This window comes from Anaeromyxobacter sp. SG17 (assembly GCF_022690695.1).
Classification (GTDB): Bacteria; Myxococcota; Myxococcia; order Myxococcales; family Anaeromyxobacteraceae; genus Anaeromyxobacter; species Anaeromyxobacter soli.
In genome coordinates, this window is sequence record NZ_JALCYX010000010.1 from 53705 (window position 1) to 71015 (window position 17311).

13 protein-coding genes are annotated in these 17311 nt (G+C 74.4%); 3 read left to right on the forward strand and 10 right to left on the reverse strand.

Translation table 11 applies throughout. The features are described 5' to 3' along the window. Nucleotides 1–233 precede the first annotated feature (233 nt). The 7 genes from MNY60_RS06595 to MNY60_RS06625 form a co-directional block, all read right to left on the reverse strand. Entirely contained in the window at nt 234–2171 is a 1938-nt protein-coding gene (locus MNY60_RS06595; protein ID WP_242353407.1) for a M3 family metallopeptidase, read from the reverse strand. A 95-nt stretch (nt 2172–2266) separates the two neighbouring features. Continuing rightward, nucleotides 2267–3265 carry an NAD(P)H-dependent glycerol-3-phosphate dehydrogenase gene (locus MNY60_RS06600; protein WP_242337591.1) on the reverse strand — a complete coding sequence of 333 codons (999 nt, stop codon included), beginning with the start codon at nt 3263–3265 and terminating at the stop codon, nt 2267–2269. Nucleotides 3266–3470: 205 nt separating this feature from the next. Next, nucleotides 3471–4559 carry an NAD(P)/FAD-dependent oxidoreductase gene (locus MNY60_RS06605; protein ID WP_242337589.1) on the reverse strand — a complete coding sequence of 363 codons (1089 nt, stop codon included), beginning with the start codon at nt 4557–4559 and terminating at the stop codon, nt 3471–3473. Then, on the reverse strand, nt 4556–6334 hold the full coding sequence (locus tag MNY60_RS06610; protein ID WP_242360237.1) for an AMP-binding protein: 1779 nt from the start codon (nt 6332–6334) through the stop codon (nt 4556–4558). Before MNY60_RS06610 ends, MNY60_RS06605 begins: the two co-directional genes overlap by 4 nt. Then, nucleotides 6331–6591, reverse strand: a complete 261-nt coding sequence (locus tag MNY60_RS06615; RefSeq protein WP_242353391.1) for an acyl carrier protein — start codon at nt 6589–6591, stop codon at nt 6331–6333. The genes MNY60_RS06610 and MNY60_RS06615 overlap by 4 nt, the downstream gene beginning before the upstream one ends. A gap of 23 nt (nt 6592–6614) precedes the next feature. Further along, nucleotides 6615–7688 carry a type III polyketide synthase gene (locus MNY60_RS06620; protein WP_242339250.1) on the reverse strand — a complete coding sequence of 358 codons (1074 nt, stop codon included), beginning with the start codon at nt 7686–7688 and terminating at the stop codon, nt 6615–6617. 88 nt (nt 7689–7776) lie between these two features. Then, complete coding sequence (locus MNY60_RS06625) at nt 7777–9348, reverse strand: MASE3 domain-containing protein (protein WP_242339248.1); 1572 nt, start codon at nt 9346–9348, stop codon at nt 7777–7779. 117 nt (nt 9349–9465) lie between these two features. Between MNY60_RS06625 and clpB the strand changes: the two genes are divergently transcribed. After that, nucleotides 9466–12087 carry an ATP-dependent chaperone ClpB gene (gene clpB / locus MNY60_RS06630; protein ID WP_242339246.1) on the forward strand — a complete coding sequence of 874 codons (2622 nt, stop codon included), beginning with the start codon at nt 9466–9468 and terminating at the stop codon, nt 12085–12087. Nucleotides 12088–12275: 188 nt separating this feature from the next. Here clpB and MNY60_RS06635 read toward each other — a convergent pair whose 3' ends face one another. Beyond that, nucleotides 12276–13226: an MBL fold metallo-hydrolase gene (locus MNY60_RS06635; RefSeq protein WP_242339244.1), complete on the reverse strand. Its 951-nt coding sequence runs from the start codon at nt 13224–13226 to the stop codon at nt 12276–12278. 257 nt (nt 13227–13483) lie between these two features. On the opposite strand from MNY60_RS06635, the gene MNY60_RS06640 reads away from it, so the two are divergent. After that, entirely contained in the window at nt 13484–13975 is a 492-nt protein-coding gene (locus MNY60_RS06640) for a DoxX family protein (RefSeq protein ID WP_242339242.1), read from the forward strand. Nucleotides 13976–14075: 100 nt separating this feature from the next. Here MNY60_RS06640 and asd read toward each other — a convergent pair whose 3' ends face one another. Together asd and truA are read right to left on the reverse strand one after the other, a co-directional pair. Next, a complete protein-coding gene (gene asd / locus MNY60_RS06645; RefSeq protein ID WP_242339240.1) occupies nt 14076–15164 on the reverse strand; it encodes an aspartate-semialdehyde dehydrogenase in 1089 nt (362 codons plus the stop codon). A 122-nt stretch (nt 15165–15286) separates the two neighbouring features. Continuing rightward, nucleotides 15287–16024: a tRNA pseudouridine(38-40) synthase TruA gene (truA, locus tag MNY60_RS06650; protein WP_242339238.1), complete on the reverse strand. Its 738-nt coding sequence runs from the start codon at nt 16022–16024 to the stop codon at nt 15287–15289. A gap of 20 nt (nt 16025–16044) precedes the next feature. Between truA and MNY60_RS06655 the strand changes: the two genes are divergently transcribed. After that, nucleotides 16045–17298 carry a hypothetical protein gene (locus tag MNY60_RS06655; RefSeq protein ID WP_242339236.1) on the forward strand — a complete coding sequence of 418 codons (1254 nt, stop codon included), beginning with the start codon at nt 16045–16047 and terminating at the stop codon, nt 17296–17298. The last annotated feature ends 13 nt before the right edge of the window (nt 17299–17311 follow it).

Sequence of the window (17311 nt, forward strand, 5' to 3'; positions counted from 1 at the left end):
GCGGGGCCCCCCCCCGCGCGCGCCGGGCCCCGGGCGCCGCCGCGCGGGGGGGGCCGGGGGCGGGGCCGGCGCCCCGGCGGGCTCGCTTCGCTCGCCTGTCGCGAATCACGATGGGCCTTTCACTTCCCGGCGCCCCGCGCCGGCCGAGAGTCGCAGGTGCAGCAAGGCGCCCACGCGGCCCCCCCTCCGCCGCCGCGTGGGCGCTGCAGTCTTTCTGCGTGCGCTGCTCGCCCCTACGCGTTCAGCCACTGCTCGTACGCGTCGAACGCGTGGGGCCTCCCGAGGAAGTCCTTCACGAGCTCGGCGGCGGGCTTCGAGCCGCCGGGCTCCAGGATCGCGCGGCGGTAGCGGCGGGCGGGCTCCGGATCCATGAGCCCCTTCTCGCGGAACGGGCCGAACAGGTCCTTCGCGATCACGAGCGACCACATGTACGTGTAGTAGACGGCGGAGTAGCCGTCGAGGTGCCCGAAGGACTCGTGGAAGTAGGTCCCGTCCACGTGGCGGAACGGCGTGTAGCGCTCCTGCAGCTCCGCCACGAGCGCGGTCGTGTCGAGGCTCTTGGGGTCGCGCCGGTGCAGCTCGAGGCTCGTCGCGGCGTAGAACATCTGCTGCCGCACCATGAGCCCCTTGCCGTACTCGTCGGCGGCCTTCATGCGCCGGACGGCGTCGGCGGGGAGCGGCGCGCCGGTGTCCACGTGGCGCGCGAAGCCGGCGAGCACGCCGGGATCCCACACCCACTCCTCCAGCATCTGCGAGGGCGCCTCGACGAAGTCCCACTCGGTGGCCACGCCGGACTGCCCCGCCCAGCGCGTGTGCCCGCCGAGGACGTGGTGGAGCAGGTGGCCGAACTCGTGGAAGAACGTCTTCACGTCGCCGTGCTCCATGAGCGCGGGCGCGCCGCCCTGCGGGCGCGGGAAGTTGCAGACGAGGACGCCCTCCGGCAGCTGCCGCCCGGCCTGGCCGGAGGCGAGCGTGAACTGGGCGTAGTGCTTGTACTTGCCGTCGCGGGGGTGCATGTCGAGGTAGACGCGCCCGACGAGCTTCTCGCCCTCCACCACGTCGTACGCCTCGACCTCCGCGTGCCAGACCGGGGCGTCGGGCACCGGGCGGTACGCGATGCCGAACAGCCGCCCCGTGACGTCGAGGACGCCGTCCTTCACGCGGGCGTAGTCGAGGTAGGGGCGCACCGACTGCGAGTCGAACCCGTACTGCTCGGCCTTCACGCGCTCCTGGAGGTAGGCGCTGTCCCAGGGCTCGACGCGCTCGGCGCCGGGGACGTCCTCGCGCTTGCGGGCGAGGAGCTGCCCGAAGTCGCGGCGCATCCGCGCCTCCGCGGCCCGGGCGATCTTCTCGACGAACTCGGCGGCGGCGCGGTCGCTGCCGATCATCTTGTCCTCGGTGACGTAGGCCGCCCAGCTCTCGTAGCCGAGGAGCCGCGCGAGCTCGGCGCGGCGCGAGAGCATGCGCGCGAGCACGTCGAGGTTCTTCGGGTGGCCCCGCAGGCGGTACAGGCGCCAGAGCGCCTCGCGGGCGCGCTCGCTCCGCGCGTACGTCATGAACGGCACGTAGTCGGTGTTGTCGGTCGTGACGACGACCTTGCCCTCCGGGCCGGCCGGATGCGCTCGCCGCCAGTCCTCGGGCAGCCCGTCGAGCTCCGCCGGCGCGAGCTCGATGCGCCGCACGTCGTCCTTGATGTTGCGCCCGAACTCCTGGCCGATCCGCACGAGCTCCTCGCGGAGGGCACGGACGCGCGTGCGGGTGGCCTCGTCGCGATCGACGCCGGCGCGGCGGAAGTCGCGCAGGCTCTTCTGGAGGTAGTAGCGGGTCGCCCCGTCCTCCCCGGAGACGTCGAGCGCCGCGATCGCGTCGTACAGGCCGCGATCGAGCGAGAGCTCGGTCGAGAGCGCGTCGATCTCCTGCTCCGAGCGCTCGGCGGCGTCCCGCATGCGCGGGTCCGGGTGGACGTTGCGGGCGAGGCTCGCGCGCGAGGCGGCGTCGGAGAGCGCCCCGAAGGCGGCGTCGAAGGCGGCGAGCGCCGCAGGCGCGGCGCGCGGCGCCGGCATCGCCTTCAGCCGGTCGGCCTCCGCGCGGGCGCGATCCATGTCGCGGCGGCAGCCGCGCTCGAACTCGTCGGGGGTCCCGCACAGCGCGCGGGAGGCGTCGGGGCTCATTCGCATAGATTAGGGGACGCTCCGGCCGAGCGCACGCGCGTCCGCGCAGGAGCGAGGACGCCCGCCGCAGGCCCGGGATCGTGCGCGAAGCCGCGTCACATCTCCGGCTTCGTCTCGCGCATCATGATCGCCGTGACCGCGTCGCGCGGCGGGACGTTCTCGTAGAGGACCCGGTACACGGTGTCCGTGATGGGCATGTCGACGCCGAGCCGGCGCGCGAGGTCGCGCGCGCTCTTGGCGTTGCGGATCCCCTCGGCGACCTGGCCGAGCTCCTTCTGGATCTGCTCGGCCGTCTTCCCCGCGGCGAGCCCGCGCCCCACGGTGCGGTTGCGGGAGAGGTCCGACGAGCAGGTGAGCACGAGGTCGCCGAGGCCGGAGAGCCCGGACAGGGTGAGGGGGTTCGCGCCCTTGCGAACCGCGAGGCGGGTGATCTCGGCGAGGCCCCGCGTGATGAGCGCCGCGAGCGCGTTCGCGCCGAACTCGAGGCCGTCGGAGATGCCGGCGGCGATCGCGACCACGTTCTTCACGCAGCCGCCGATCTCCGCGCCGACGACGTCGCTCGAGGTGTACGGGCGGAAGGTGCGGGTGTGGAACGCGTCCTGGACCTGCTTCGCCACCCGGTCCCAGCGCGCGGCCACGGTCACCGCCGTGGGGAGCCCCTTCGCGACCTCCTTCGCGAACGACGGGCCCGAGAGCACCGCGATGTAGGGGTGGAGCGGCACCGGCAGGACGTCCTCGAGCACCTCGCTCATGGTCATGAGGGTGTCGAGCTCGATGCCCTTCGCGACGCAGACGACCGGGGTGCCGGCGTGCACGTGGCGCTTGGCCTCGATGGCCACCTGGCGCACCGCGTGGGAGGGGACGGCGACGACGACCAGCTCCGCCCCCTCGAGCGCCCGGGTGATGTCGGGGGTGGTGAGGAGCGAGGGCGGCAGCGGCGTGCCGGGGAGATAGCGATCGTTGCGGTGGGTCTTGGCGATCGCGTCGATGACGGCGTGGTCCTTGTCCCACGCCGTGACGGTGTACCCCTTGGACGCGAGGAGCGAGGCCAGCGCGGTGCCCCAGGAGCCGGCGCCGAGGACGGTGCAGCGCATGATGAGCCCTCCTTGCGGCGGATGGTATGCCGCGGGTGGCCCGCCGGACGCCGGGAACTCCGGGGCCCGCGGGGACGGGGGACATACCCCGAACGCGGCGCATCGTCGAGATGGGCAACGCTTTCGGAGCCTACCCCCGTCGCGCCCGGGGCTCCCGCCGCTCGGCCGGGCGCTCGCGGCGCACGGCTCGAGGCGCCGGGAGAGGTCACCCCACGGCGAGGCGGACCGCCCGCTCGAACGGCGCCGGACGCGAGGCGGCGAGCGCGAGCATGCGGTGCCGGAGCGCAGGGTGCCGGGTCAGTCCGAGCACGATCCGGGTCCACGCCCAGTAAGGGGCGAACCTGCGGCGCCAGGCGCGCTCGTACGGCGCGAGCGCCGCGCGCGTCGCGCCCTCGCCGAGCGCGGCCGGCAGGAGCGCCGCGAGATCGAGCGCGCAGCCGAACGCGAGGGAGAGTCCCTCCCCCGTGACCGCGTCGAGGTAGCCGGCCGCGTCGCCGAGCAGCACCAGCCGGTCGGCGATCCGGGCGCGCGCCCGCCGCGCGAGCGGCCCCGCGCCGCGCGGCGCGGTGATCGCGGGTGCGCCCTCGAGCAGGTGGGCGAGGGCGGGGAAGCGCGCGAGGAGCGCCTCGTACTCGACCGGCCCCTGCCGCTCGAACAGGAAGGCCACGTCGACGCGCCGGGCGCCGACGGGCGTCACGTAGGCCTCCGCGCCCGGCCCGAAGTGAACCTCCACCGCCTCCGCCCAGGGCGGGATGGCGAAGTGGCGCCGGACGCCGTAGCGGGCGGGGCCGGAGGCTGAGCGCTCGAGCCCCTCGCGGCGGCGCACCGCGGAGGAGAGCCCGTCCGCCGCGACGAGCACCTTGGCGGGGACGTCGCCTGCGGAGGAGACCGCCCAGATCCGGTCGCGCTCGCGCCGGTGCGCGTGCACGTCGGCCTGGACGAGCTCCGCGCCCGCCTCCCGCGCCCGCGCCGAGAGCGCGGCCGAGAGGGCCGTCCGGCGCACTCCGAGCCCGCCAGGCGCCGGGAGCCTGAGCCGGGCCGCGTCGTGCCGCTCGATCCAGCGGATCTCCTGGAAGGCCGCGGTGTGCTCCGGGTCGAGCCGGCCGGTGACCCCCAGCGCCGCGAGCGCCCGCACGCCGGCGGGGAGGATCCCCTCCCCGCACGCCTTGTCCACCGGCCCCTCGCGCTTCTCGAGCACCGTCACCGAGAGCCCGCGCCGCGCCGCCGCGATCGCGAAGGCGAGCCCGGCGGGGCCGCCGCCCACCACCACGGCGTCGCGCAGGGGGCCGTTCACGCGGGCCGCCGCCGGCGCGCCCGCGCCTGGGCGAGGGCGAGCTCGCCGCGCAGGAGCGCGAGCGCGAGCCGGAGCGCCGTCGCCCGGCGCGGCGGCACGAGCGTGCCGGCGAGGAAGCGCCGCAGGGCCTCCCGGCGCCGGAGCTTGCCGGAGGAGGTGCGCGGCAGGGTCCCCGGCTCGAGGAGGCGCACCGTGTACGGCGCGATCGAGGTGCGCTCGAGCACCGCCCGCCGGATCTCCGACTCGGCCGCCGGGTCGTCCCGCGCCCCCCGCGCGCGCTCGGCGAGGATGGCGAGCGCCTCGCCGCCCTCGCCGTCCCCCTCGCCGAGGGGGACGAAGCCGACCGCCACGGCGCAGCCCGGCCGGACCGCCGCCACGCCCGCGAGGGCCGCCTCGAACTCGTCGGGCGCGTGGTTCGCGCCGCGCACGATGACGACGTCCTTCGCGCGCCCGTGCACGTACAGCTCGCCCCCGAGCGCGAACCCGAGATCGCCCGTGTCGAGCCAGCCGCCCGAGAGCGCGCGCCGCGTCGCGGCGGGATCGCCGAGGTAGCCCTGCATGAGGGACGGCCCGCGCACGAACACGCGCCCGAGGCGGCCCTCCCCGGCGAGCGCTCCGTCCTCGTCGCGGATCTCCACCTCGACGCCCGCGATGGGCGGGCCCACCGAGACGAGCTCGCGCGGCCCGGGCGCGACGGTGCCGTCGCGGGCGAGGCGCGCGGGATCGACCCGACGCCCCTCGAGCGGCCGCCCGCGCGGGCTAAAGGTGACCGCGAGCGCCGCCTCGGAGAGGCCGTAGACCGGCACGAGCGCCGCCGGATCGAGGCCGTGCGGCCCGAAGCGCGCCGCGAACCTCCGCATCGCCTCCGCGGAGACCGGCTCGGCGCCGTCGAGCGCGAGGCGCCAGGTCCCGAGCGACAGCCCGGCGAGCTCCGCGTCCTTCACGCGATCGGCGCAGTAGGCGTAGGCGAAGCTCGGCGCGACCGAGATCGTGCCCTGGTGGCGCGCGATGGCGCGGAGCCACAGCGCGGGGCGCGCGAGGAAGTGCTCGGGCGCGATGAGCACGAGGCGGCCCGGGTAGCTCATCGCCGCGAGCAGGCAGCCGATGAGCCCCATGTCGTGGTAGAGCGGCAGCCAGGAGACGAGCGCGTCGTTCGCGTCGGGCCGGACCCGCTCGACGAGCGCGTCCACCTGGGCCTCCAGCGCGGCGTGGGTGAGCGCGACCGGCTTCGGGTCCACCGTCGAGCCGGACGAGAACTGCACGAGCGCGAGCGCCTCGGGCTCGGAGGCGCGCGAGAGTCGACCGGTCTCCTGCGAGAGCTCCGCCGCGTCGGCGCAGCCGAGCGGCGGCGCCGCCCGCGCGATGGCGCCGCCGAGGAGGCGCCGCACCGCGCCGGAGGAGACGACGAGCCGCGCGCCCGACACCTCGAGCATCCGGGCCGTCTGCGCGAGGTACTCCTCCATCCGGCCGAGCCTGACCGGCGGATAGAGCGGCACGGGCACCGCCCCGGCGAGCCACGCCCCGAAGAACGCGTCCAGGAAGGCGGGCTCCGTGCGGAGCACGATCGCCACCCGATCGCCCGGCGCCACGCCCCGCGCCGCGAGCGCGGCGGCCACCCGCTCCGCGCGGTCGGCGACCTCGGCCCACCGGAGCGTGCGCTCGCGCTCGTGGAGATCGACGAACGTGACGCCGCTCGGGTGGCCCACGGCCGCGCGGAGCGCGTGCGCCAGCGTCGGGGAGCGCGGCGCGGGCGCCGGTGGCCCCACGAGCCTCACCGGGCCGGCTCCGGCGCCTGGGCGGGGATGAGCGCCGCGTCCGAGCGCGCCGCGACGAGCCGCGCGAGATCCGCGAGCGTGCGCGTTCCGGCCGCGTCGTCGTCCTCGAGGACGATCCGGAAGCGGTCCTCCACGGCGACGACGAGCGAGAGGAGCTGGAGCGAGTCGAGCGCGCCCGCGAGGGCCGCGTCGGGCGCGGGCGTGGCGTCGCCGAGCCGGAGCTCGTCGCGCGCGATGCGGAGGATCTCGTGCGCCACCCTTGCTTCACGATCCGTCATGGTCACCACCGGAGGAGGACGAGCTCGGCCGAGAAGCCCGGGCCCATCGCGGCGAGGAGGCCCACGTCTCCGGGGCGGGCCTCGCCCGCGTCGAGCAGGTCGCCGAGGACGAAGAGCACCGAGGCGGAGGAGAGGTTGCCGACCTCCTGGAGCGAACGGAAGGACCGGGAGAGCGCCGCCTCCGGCAGGTCGAGGGCGCGGCGGAAGGCCTCGAGCACCTTCGGCCCGCCGGTGTGGGCGATGAAGTGGCGCACGTCGCCGCGCGAGAGCCCGTTCGCGGCGAGGAAGCGATCCACGTCTCCGCCGACGTTCGCCTGGATCACCTCCGGCACCTTCGCGGAGAGGACCACCTTGAAGCCCGTGTCGACGACGTCCCACCCCATCACCCACTCCGTGTCCGGGTAGAACACCGAGCGGGTCGCGAGGATCCGCGGCGCGTGGTCGGGCGCGGGGGCGCGCTCGCCGCCCTGGAGCACCACCGCCGCCGCGCCGTCCCCGAACAGGCCGCTCGCGATGACGTTCGCGATGGAGGTGTCCTCCCGCTGGAGGGTGAGCGAGCAGAGCTCGACCGAGACGAGCACCGCCACCTCGCCGGGGAACGCCCGCAGGGCGTCCGAGGCCCGGGCGAGCCCCGCCGCGCCCGCCATGCAGCCCAGGCCGAAGATCGGCGTCCGCTTCACCGAGGGCGAGATCCCCAGCCGGTTCACGAGCTTCGCGTCGAGCGAGGGGGTGGCGACGCCGGTGACGGTCACGAAGTAGAGATGGTCCACCTCGCGCGGGGTGACGCCCGCCCGCGCGAGCGCCTCCGACACGGCCGCCGCGCCCAGCTCGCTCCCGACCCGGATGAACGCGTCGTTGGTCTTCCGGAACGAGTCGAGCGCCGGGTACTCGGAGAGCGGAAGGGCGAGGTGGCGGCCGCCCACGCGTGCAGCGCGGTGCAGATCGGCGAGACGCTCGACGTTGAAGTGCCGCGCGCCCCAGTACGCGGACAGGGCCGCGATGAGCGTCTCCTGATCCACGAAGTTCGGGGGCAGCGCGCGGCCGACGGAGAGGATCGCGGGGTGCGTGCTCGTCATAGGGGGAACGGCCCAGCGGCAGGCATGTGACCCCGCGCGCACGGCCGCAAGGTCCGGCCGGGGGCCGTGGCGCCCGGACGCAGCGCCGTCAACCGGGCGTCGCGACGGGCAGCGTGAAGCTGAACGTGCTGCCCGCCGCGGGCGCGCTCACGAGCTCGACCTCGCCCCCGTGAGCCTCGACGAGCCGCCGCACGATGTAGAGCCCGAGGCCGAGCCCGTCGGCCTCCCGCCCGGGACCTCGCACGTAGCGCTGGAAGATCCGCTGCTGGTCCTCGGGCGCGATCCCGGGCCCCTCGTCCATGACGGAGATCCGCACGAAGGCGCCGGCCGGGTTGGCGCTCACGACGACGCGGCCGGCGGTGTGCTTGAGCGCGTTCCCGACCAGGTTCACGAGGACGCGGTCGAGCCGGTCGGGATCGGCGTGCACCGGCGGGAGGCCGTCCGGCACGGCGACCTCGAGGCGCTGCGGGTCGAACACCCCGCGGTTGAGCTCGATCGCCTCCGCCACGAACGCGCGCACGTCCACGGCGGCGCGCTGGAGCGCGAGCGCGGCGCCGCTCTCGAGGCGCGCCGCGTCGGCGAGATCGCGCAGCATCCGCTCCATCCGCCTGCCCGCGAGCGCGATGTCGCGCGCGGCCTTCTCCGCCGCGCCCGGCTTCGCCCCGTGGCGGCCGAGCACCTGCGCCTTGAGGAGCACGATCTGGAGCGGGTTGCGCAGGTCGTGAGAGACGGCGCGGAGCAGGTCCTCGCGGCTCTCCTTCGTCGCGCGCAGCTCGGCGATGGTGACGTTGAGCTCGTTCTCGATGTGGCTCCGCAGCGCGACGAGCTCGCGGTGCGGAGCGACCACCGCGCCCACGAACAGCGCGCGGAAGATGAGGAAGAAGGTGAGCACCAGGTACGCGTGCCCGAGCACGTGCACCGGATCGAACGGGCGCGCGTAGAGGGTGAGGGAGAGCTCGGAGAGGACGGTGACCGCGAGCGCCGCCGCGAGCGTGCGGGCGCCGCGGTCGCCGGCGCGGGCGGCGCGGTGGTGCACGAGCGCGCCCACGAGCGCGACCGCCGCGACGAAGAGCTCGAGCCCGACCTTCGCGGACGTGAGCCCGCCTCCCTCCACGTAGAAGAAGGCCCGATCGCCCGGCAAGGCGAGCTCGACCGCGACGAAGGCCGTGACCGCGACGAGGTGGGGGACGAGCAGGCGCGCCCTGCCCGGCCGCAGGCTCCGATCGCTCGGCGGGAGCCGCGCGACCCAGACGAGCGTCCCCACGGTCCAGAGGCGGGCAAGGAACCAGTAGTAGATGCCCCGCTCGGTCGTCCCCGGGCCCCCGACGCCCGGCATCCCCGGAAACGTGAGCAGGTGCAGGGCCTCGAAGAGCCCCACCGCCAGGAACGCGGGGCCGATCACCTGCGCCCGTCGATCCGGGAACTCGCGGGCCGCGAACCACTGCACGCCGAACGTGGCGAACGCCACGCCGACGACGAGCAGCTCGAGGACGGTGTGGACGGGGAGGTACCGGGCCGCAGAGAGCGGCTCGTGCAGCCCGGGCAGCGCGAGGAGGATGACGAGGGGCGCGGCGAGCGCGACGAGCCACGCGAGCCGCAGCCCGGACGAGGCGGTGGGCGGTCGCGAGGCCGCGCGAGGCAGGGTCAGATCGTCCACCATGGAGGCGCCCATCCCCGGGCGGGCCTCGACTCTACACGAGCCGGAGCGATGCAATTCCGGCTTTCCTGCCGCGGCGGCGCTGCTTGCCAAGCCCCCCCGCGGTCTTACGTTCGCGCCATGCGAATGGAAAAGCTCACCGTGAAGGCCCAGGAGGCGCTCGCCGCCGCCCAGAGCGAGGCGCGCCGCCGCGACCACCAGGCCATCGACGTCGAGCACCTCGTGCTCGCCCTCCTCTCCCAGCCGGAGGGGACCGCGACGCCCATCCTGGAGAAGATCGGCGCGGAGCCGTCGCTCGTCGCCTCGCGCGTGGAGGACGAGCTGCGCACCGTGCCCAAGGTCTCCGGCGCGGAGCCGTACCTCGCGAACCGGCTCGCGAAGCTCGTCGACCGCGCCGAGGACGCCGCGAAGCGGCTCAAGGACGAGTACGTCTCGACCGAGCACCTCCTGCTCGCCGCCGCCGAGGAGAAGACCGGCGCGGGCGAGGCGCTGCGCGCCTCGGGGGCGACGCCGGACCGGATCGTCGCCGCGCTCCAGGACGTGCGCGGCGGGGCGCGCGTGACGTCGCCCGAGGCCGAGAGCCAGTACCGCGCCCTCGAGAAGTACGCGAAGGACCTCACCGCGCTCGCGAAGGCGGGGAAGCTCGATCCGGTGGTGGGGCGCGACGACGAGATCCGCCGCGTCGTCCAGATCCTCTCCCGCCGCACGAAGAACAACCCCGTGCTCGTCGGCGACCCGGGCGTCGGCAAGACCGCCATCGTCGAGGGGCTCGCCCGGCGCATCGTGGACGGCGACGTACCCGAGGGGCTCAAGGGGAAGCGCCTCCTCGCGCTCGACCTCGGCGCGATGGTCGCGGGCGCGAAGTACCGCGGCGAGTTCGAGGAGCGGCTGAAGGGCGTCCTCAAGGAGGTCGTCTCGTCCGAGGGCCAGATCATCCTCTTCATCGACGAGATGCACACCATCATCGGCGCCGGCGCCGCCGAGGGCGCGATGGACGCGGGCAACATGCTGAAGCCCGCCCTCGCGCGCGGCGAGCTGCACGCGATCGGCGCCACCACCGTGAACGAGTACCGCAAGCACGTCGAGAAGGACCCCGCCCTCGAGCGGCGCTTCCAGCCGGTGTTCGTGGGCGAGCCGTCGGTGGCCGACACCATCTCGATCCTGCGCGGCCTCAAGGACCGCTACGAGCTGCACCACAAGGTCCGCATCCAGGACGCGGCGCTCGTCGAGGCGGCGCGGCTCAGCCACCGCTACATCACCGACCGCTTCCTGCCTGACAAGGCCATCGACCTCGTCGACGAGGCGGCGAGCCGGTTGCGCATCGAGATCGACTCGATGCCGACCGAGGTGGACGAGGTGCGCCGCCGCATCGCACAGCTCGAGATCGAGCGGCAGGGGCTGCAGAAGGAGCAGGACGAGGCCTCGCGGCACCGGCTCGGCCAGGCGGAGAAGGAGCTCGCCGCGCTGAACGAGGAGTTCGCGCGCCTCAAGAGCCGCTGGGACGCGGAGAAGGCGGTCATCCAGGACCTCGCGCAGGCGAAGCAGGAGATCGACGGGCTGAAGCAGGAGCAGACGAAGGCGGAGCGCGAGGCGAACTTCCAGAAGGCCGCCGAGATCAAGTTCGGCCGGCTCCCGGAGGTGGAGCGGCGCGTGGCGGAGCTGCAGGAGCGCCTCGCCGGCCTGCAGCGCGACGGCGCGATGCTGAAGGAGGAGGTCACGCCCGAGGAGATCGCCGAGGTGGTCTCCAAGTGGACCGGCATCCCGGTCTCGAAGCTCGTCGAGGGCGAGGTCGAGAAGCTCCTCGGCATGGAGGACCGGCTGCGGGAGCGCGTCGTCGGCCAGGACGAGGCGGTGCAGGCGGTCTCGGCGGCGGTGCGCCGCGCGCGCTCGGGCCTCCAGGATCCCAACCGGCCGATCGGCTCGTTCATCTTCCTCGGGCCCACCGGCGTCGGGAAGACGGAGACCGCCCGCGCGCTCGCCGAGTTCCTGTTCGACGACGAGGCCGCGATGGTCCGCCTCGACATGAGCGAGTACATGGAGAAGCACGCCGTGTCGCGGCTCATCGGCGCGCCCCCCGGCTACGTCGGCTACGAGGAGGGCGGCCAGCTCACCGAGGCGGTCCGCCGCCGGCCGTATGCGGTGATCCTCTTCGACGAGATCGAGAAGGCGCACCACGACGTCTTCAACGTGCTCCTCCAGATCCTCGACGACGGCCGGCTCACCGACGGCCAGGGGCGCACCGTCGACTTCCGGAACGCGGTCGTCATCATGACCTCCAACATCGGCTCGCAGGAGATCCAGCGGCTCGCCGGCCGCCCGGGGGCCGACGTCTCGGCGATCCGGGAGGCGGCGCTCGAGAACCTGCGCGCGGAGTTCCGGCCGGAGTTCCTGAACCGGGTGGACGAGATCGTGGTCTTCCGCCCGCTGTCGCGCGAGCACGTCGGGCGCATCGTGGAGATCCAGCTCGCGCGCCTGCGCAAGCTCCTCGAGGAGCGGCGCATCACGATCGAGCTCTCGCCTGCGGCGCGCGAGGCCATCGCCGACGCGGGCTACGACCCGGTCTACGGGGCGCGCCCCCTGAAGCGCGCCATCCAGCGGATGATCCAGGACCCGCTCGCGACGAAGCTCCTGCGCGGCGAGTTCAAGGCCGGCGACCACGTCGTGGTGGACGAGGGGCCGGACGGGAACATCACGTTCGCGAAGGGCGCCCGCGCCGTCGAGGGCGAGGCGCTCGTGCATTGATAGGTGGTCGAACCGGGGAGGGGCCCCGTGCAACGCACGGGGAGGGGGCAACGCCCCCTCCCGGCGGGGAGCCCGGGCGCACCCGCGAACGCGGGCGCACGGGCTCACGGGCCCCGCCGAGCAGGGGTGGGGCCCCGGCGACGGCGGTGAGCCGCCGACGGGGCGGGGGCGCAGCCCCCGTACGATCACTACGCCTGCGCGTCGAGCCAGACCTCGAGCCCCTGCGCGTTGAGGTCGAGGTCCACCCCGTACACCGCCAGCGCCTCCTCGCGCGCGAGCGGCGCGCCGTGCGCGGCGAGGCCGCGGAGGAGCTGACCGGCGAGCGCCTCGCGCAGGGCGGCGTGACGGCCGGGCCCGGAGGGCGCCGCGCGCGCGAGCCGCACGTGCTCGTCGAGGCCCTCGAGGAGCTGGGCGGCGGCGCGGGGGATCTCCCCCTCGAGCATCCCGAAGTGCGTGAGGTAGATGCGCTCGGGCTTCTCCGCGAGCATGCGCTCCACGGTCCGCCGCAGCGCGGCCGGATCGAGCTGCACCGGCGTCGTGGTCGGGAACACGAAGGGCCCCTTCGCGGAGTCGGCCTCGCGGTAGGAGATGCCGAACGCGTCGCCGGTGAAGAAGCCGCGCGTCGCGGGATCGTGGACGACGAGGTGGTGCTTCGCGTGACCGGGGGCGTCGAGCATGCGGAGCACGCGGCCGCCGAGATCCACCTCGTGGCCGTCCGGCGCCTCGACGACCCGCGCCGCGGGGATGGGCGGGATGTCGCCGTAGAGCTCCCGGAAGCGCGCCTCACCGTAGACCTCGGCGGTGCCCGCGATGAGCTTCGACGGATCGACGAGGTGGCGCGCGCCGCGCGGGTGCGCGACCAGCGTCGCGCGAGGGAGCGCCTCCATGAGCTTCCCCGCGCCGCCCGCGTGGTCGAGGTGCACGTGCGTGACGACCACGTGCGAGACGTCCGCGGGCGCGATGCGGAACGCGGCGAGCGCCTCGAGGATGCGCGGCACGGACGAGGACGCCGCGGTCTCGATCACGGCGGCGGACGCGTCGCCCCGGACGACGTAGCAGGCGGCGAGCTTCGGGCGGACGTAGCCCGAGTCGAGGAGGACGACGCCGGGGGCGATCTCGCGGGCAGGGTCGAGGTGCATCGGGCTCTCCGGAGCTTGCGGGGCCGTGCTTCTGTACCGGCGCGGCGTCCGCACGGCAACTCGGCATGAGGCTGCGGCCGCGCGGCGTGGCGCCCGGGAGGCCGCGGAGCGGCCGGTCGTGCGCCCATCACGCGGCGCCGCGCACCGGCGCAGGGCGAGCGGCGCGCGAGGAGCGGCGTGACTCCGGGTTGCTGCGGAGGCCGGCGCAGCTATGGATCCAGAGGCGGCAGCTCCCTCGCCGCCAGGAGGTCGCTGCGATGGATCGCCACCTCGAACACTACTGGCCGCTTCCGCTCCGCATCCTGCTCGGGATCTCGTTCATGTACCACGGCGCCCCGAAGCTCACCGCCGCGGGGCACGCCGAGTTCCAGGGCATGCTCGCCCAGCTCGGGATCCCGCTGCCCGCGCTCATGGCCTGGGTGGGAGGCATCGTCGAGTTCTTCGGCGGGATCGCGCTCATCGTCGGCGCCGCCACCTGGCTCGTCGCCCTCCTGCTCTCGCTCGAGATGCTCGTCGCGATGATCAGGGTTCACGCGCCGTACGGCTTCGGCTACATCCAGATCACCGGGATGACCGACAAGGGCCCGGTGTTCGGGATGCCGGGCATCGAGGTGAACCTCCTCTTCCTCGCCGGGCTGCTGGCGCTGTTCATCGGCGGGGCCGGGCCGCTCTCGGTGGACGAGCGGCTCATGAAGCGCGAGAGCCGGCTGCAGGTGCCGTGGCTCAGGCACCGTGAGGTCCACGCCTGAGCGCCGCCGATCCCGCAGTGAGCGACGCCGGACGCAGCGCGGCGCCGCGCGCCCCGCGGGCGCGGGACGGCACGGCGCCGCAGGTCGCGACCGGAGCGCGCTACTTCGCCTGGATCCAGCCCTCGGCCGTGAGGAGCTCCGCCGTGAGCACCGCGCCGCCCGCGGCGCCGCGCACCGTGTTGTGCGAGAGCGACACGAACCGGTAGTCGAAGAGCGCGTCGGGACGCAGCCGGCCGATGGCGACGCCCATGCCGCCGCCGATGTCGCGGTCGAGCTTCGTCTGCGGCCGCGAGTCCTCCTCGAAGTAGGTGAGGAACGGCTTCGGCGCCGAGGGGAGCCCCATCTTCTGGGGCTTCGGCTCCCAGCTCCGCCACAGCTCGATGACCTCGGCGCGGTCGGGCTTCCGCTCGAAGGTCACGAACGCCGCCGCCATGTGCCCGTCGGAGGCGGGCACCCGGATGCACTGCGCGGTGATGATCGGGTCCTTCGCCTTCTCGATCCGGCCGCCCTCGAGCCGGCCCCAGATCTTCATGGGCTCCTGCTCGGACTTCTCCTCCTCGCCCTTGATGAAGGGGATGAGGTTGTCGACCATCTCCGGCCAGCTCTCGAAGGTCTTCCCGGCGCCGCTGATCGCCTGGTAGGTGCAGACCGCGACGCGCTTCGGCCCGAACTTCATGAGCGGGTGGAGCGCCGGCACGTAGCTCTGGATCGAGCAGTTCGGCTTCACGGCGATGAAGCCGCGCGCGGCGCCGAGCCGCTTGCGCTGCGCCTCGATCACCGCGGCGTGCTCGGGGTTCACCTCGGGCACCATCATCGGCACGTCGGGCGTGCCGCGGTGCGCGGAGTTGTTGGACACGACCGGCGTCTCGCGGCGCGCGTAGTCCTCCTCGAGCTTCGCCGTCTCCTCCTTGGACATGTCGACGGCGCAGAAGACGAAGTCCACCTCGCGGGCGATCTCGTCGACCGCGGAGGCGTTCTTCACGCTGAGGGCGGCGGTCGCGGCCGGGATCGCGGTCTTGAGCGCCCAGCGCCCCTTCACCGCGTCGGCGTATTTCTGGCCCGCGGAGTTCGCGCTCGCGGCCACGAGCGTCACCTCGTACCAGGGGTGGTTCTCGAGCAGCGCGACGAACCGCTGGCCGACCATGCCGGTCGCGCCGAGCACGCCCACCTTCAGCTTCTTCTGGCTCATGACTCCTCGCTTGGAAAGGAACCGTGGAGCGTAGCACACGGGATGGGCCCGTCGAGGCGGCGGGGCCGGCGAGCGCCGACTCGCGAGTCAACGCGCGCGGCGGGCCGCCGCGCGAGGTCCAATCAGTAGAAGACCTCCTCGAGGAAGAGCCCCTGCGGCGGTGCGGTCCTTCCGGCCCGGGTGCGGTCGCGGCTCGCGACGAGCGCGGGCATGGAGTCCGCGCTCCGCCTGCCCTTCCCGACCTCCACGAGCGTGCCGACGAAGTTCCGCACCATGTGCTTCACGAAGGCCGTCGCCTCGACGACCAGCTCCACCCGCCCTCCCGCCTCGCCGAGCACGTCGAGCCGGTGCACGTCGCGGACGGCGTGCTCGCAGGCGCAGTCGGCCGCCTGGAAGGCAGCGAAGTCCTGGCGACCGAGCAGGTGGCGCGACGCCGCGCGCATCGCGCCGACGTCGAGCGCGCCGAAGAGCTGCCACGCCTGGAGGCGCGACAGCGGCGCGCGCGTCTCGAGGTTCAGGACGACGTAGCGGTAGCGCTTGCCACGCGCGCTCCGGCGCGCATCGAAGCCGTCCGGCTCGACGCTCGCCGTGCGGACGGCGACGTCGTCGGGGAGGAGCGCGTTCATCCCCTTCACGTAGGCGGAGAGCGGCAGCGGCCGCGCCTCCGGGAAGGAGACGACCTGGCCGCGGGCGTGCACCCCCGCGTCGGTGCGCCCCGCCGCGGTCACGCGCCGCGGCTCCTTGTGGAGCGTCGCGAGGGCCCGCTCGACCTCGGCCTGGATCGACGGGCCGTTGGGCTGGACCTGCCAGCCGACGTAGCGGGTCCCGTCGTACTCGAGGACGAGCTTCACGACCGGCACGTGCGCAACCTATCACGGCCATGCCGCTCCTCCGCCTGCTCTGCGCGATGCTCCTCCTCGCCCTCTCCGCCGCCGGCTGCCGGAACGGCGGCTCGACCGGCGAGCCGTCGGGGGGCGGCACGGACGGCGGCGGGGGGACCGGCGGAGGTGGAGGCGGCGGAGGCGGCGGAGGTGGGGGCACCCCGACGACGCCGGGCTGGGCGGTCGTCGCGCGAGAGGACTTCGAGGGCGGCGACCTGCCCGCGGGCACCTTCGCTCCCGACCCGGTGCCCGACGACGGCCCGTTCGCCGACGGCGGCGCCTTCTTCGTGGCGCGCGGCGTGACCCCGCCCGCCGCGTTCCGCGCCACGGAGCCATTCGGCGCGAGCGGCTGGCTCACGCTCGAGTCGTACTCGCGCCGCGCCGACGCGGCGCTCGCCGACCGCGCCGCGGTGGTGGCCGATCCCGCCGGCGGAACGAACCACGTCCTGCGCCTCCGCTCGCCCGAGCACACGGACGGGACGGTCGTGCGCCCGACGCAGCCGCTCCCGGCGCGCTACCGCATCTCGCTGCGCGTCGGCTACGCCGCGTTCGGCGACGGGAAGCCCGGCCTGAACGGCTACGACAGAGGCGACGAGACCGCCGGCCCCTGGTGGCCGGGGGAGAGCGCGACGAGCCAGAACGGCTTCTACTGGCTCACCATCCTCGACGCGCTCCCGCGGCCGCACGACAACACCTGGATCCACCACCACCGCAAGGTGGTCGTGGACTCGGACAACCATTACCCACCGTGGATGGAGGTGTGGACCGGGAGCGGCTTCGTCGCGTCGGGCGAGCACCCGATCATGATGATCGCGCTCGACGGCTCGCGCCCGGGCGACGCGAAGACGGGCAACGCGTTCCTCTCCTTCTCGAACGGCGCGTGGCAGCCCTCCGGCGCGATACGCGCCGTGGACGCGTACCTGCCGGACACCTGGTACCGCGTGACGATCGAGCGCGACGGCCCGCGCTACACGCTCGAGATCTCGGGCCGCTTCCGTTACGGCGGCGACCAGACCTACCGCGCGAGCGTGGACGCCGCACAGACGTGCCTCTGGCACTACCCCGTGGACGCCGCCGAGGCCGCCGGCGCCGCGGGCTGCGTGGACACGGGCTCCTTCGTGGGACCGGAGTTTCCGCGCTGGCCGGCGGGCGGCACCTGGCCGGACTGGTTCATGTTCGGCGACCCGCACGTGAACTACTACGAGGGTCAGGTCTTCTATGACGACGTGGTGCTCGAGGAGTGGCGGGAGTGAGGGCGGCACCGTA

Coding starts and splice junctions, on each gene's coding strand:
- MNY60_RS06635 (WP_242339244.1), bottom strand. CDS start 13,226: ATGCACCTCGACCCTGCCCGCGAGATCGCCCCCGGCGTCGTCCTCCTC.
- MNY60_RS06600 (WP_242337591.1), bottom strand. CDS start 3,265: ATGCGCTGCACCGTCCTCGGCGCCGGCTCCTGGGGCACCGCGCTGGCC.
- asd (WP_242339240.1), bottom strand. CDS start 15,164: ATGAGCCAGAAGAAGCTGAAGGTGGGCGTGCTCGGCGCGACCGGCATG.
- MNY60_RS06640 (WP_242339242.1), top strand. CDS start 13,484: ATGGATCGCCACCTCGAACACTACTGGCCGCTTCCGCTCCGCATCCTG.
- MNY60_RS06625 (WP_242339248.1), bottom strand. CDS start 9,348: ATGGTGGACGATCTGACCCTGCCTCGCGCGGCCTCGCGACCGCCCACC.
- MNY60_RS06620 (WP_242339250.1), bottom strand. CDS start 7,688: ATGACGAGCACGCACCCCGCGATCCTCTCCGTCGGCCGCGCGCTGCCC.
- MNY60_RS06595 (WP_242353407.1), bottom strand. CDS start 2,171: ATGAGCCCCGACGCCTCCCGCGCGCTGTGCGGGACCCCCGACGAGTTC.
- clpB (WP_242339246.1), top strand. CDS start 9,466: ATGCGAATGGAAAAGCTCACCGTGAAGGCCCAGGAGGCGCTCGCCGCC.
- MNY60_RS06655 (WP_242339236.1), top strand. CDS start 16,045: ATGCCGCTCCTCCGCCTGCTCTGCGCGATGCTCCTCCTCGCCCTCTCC.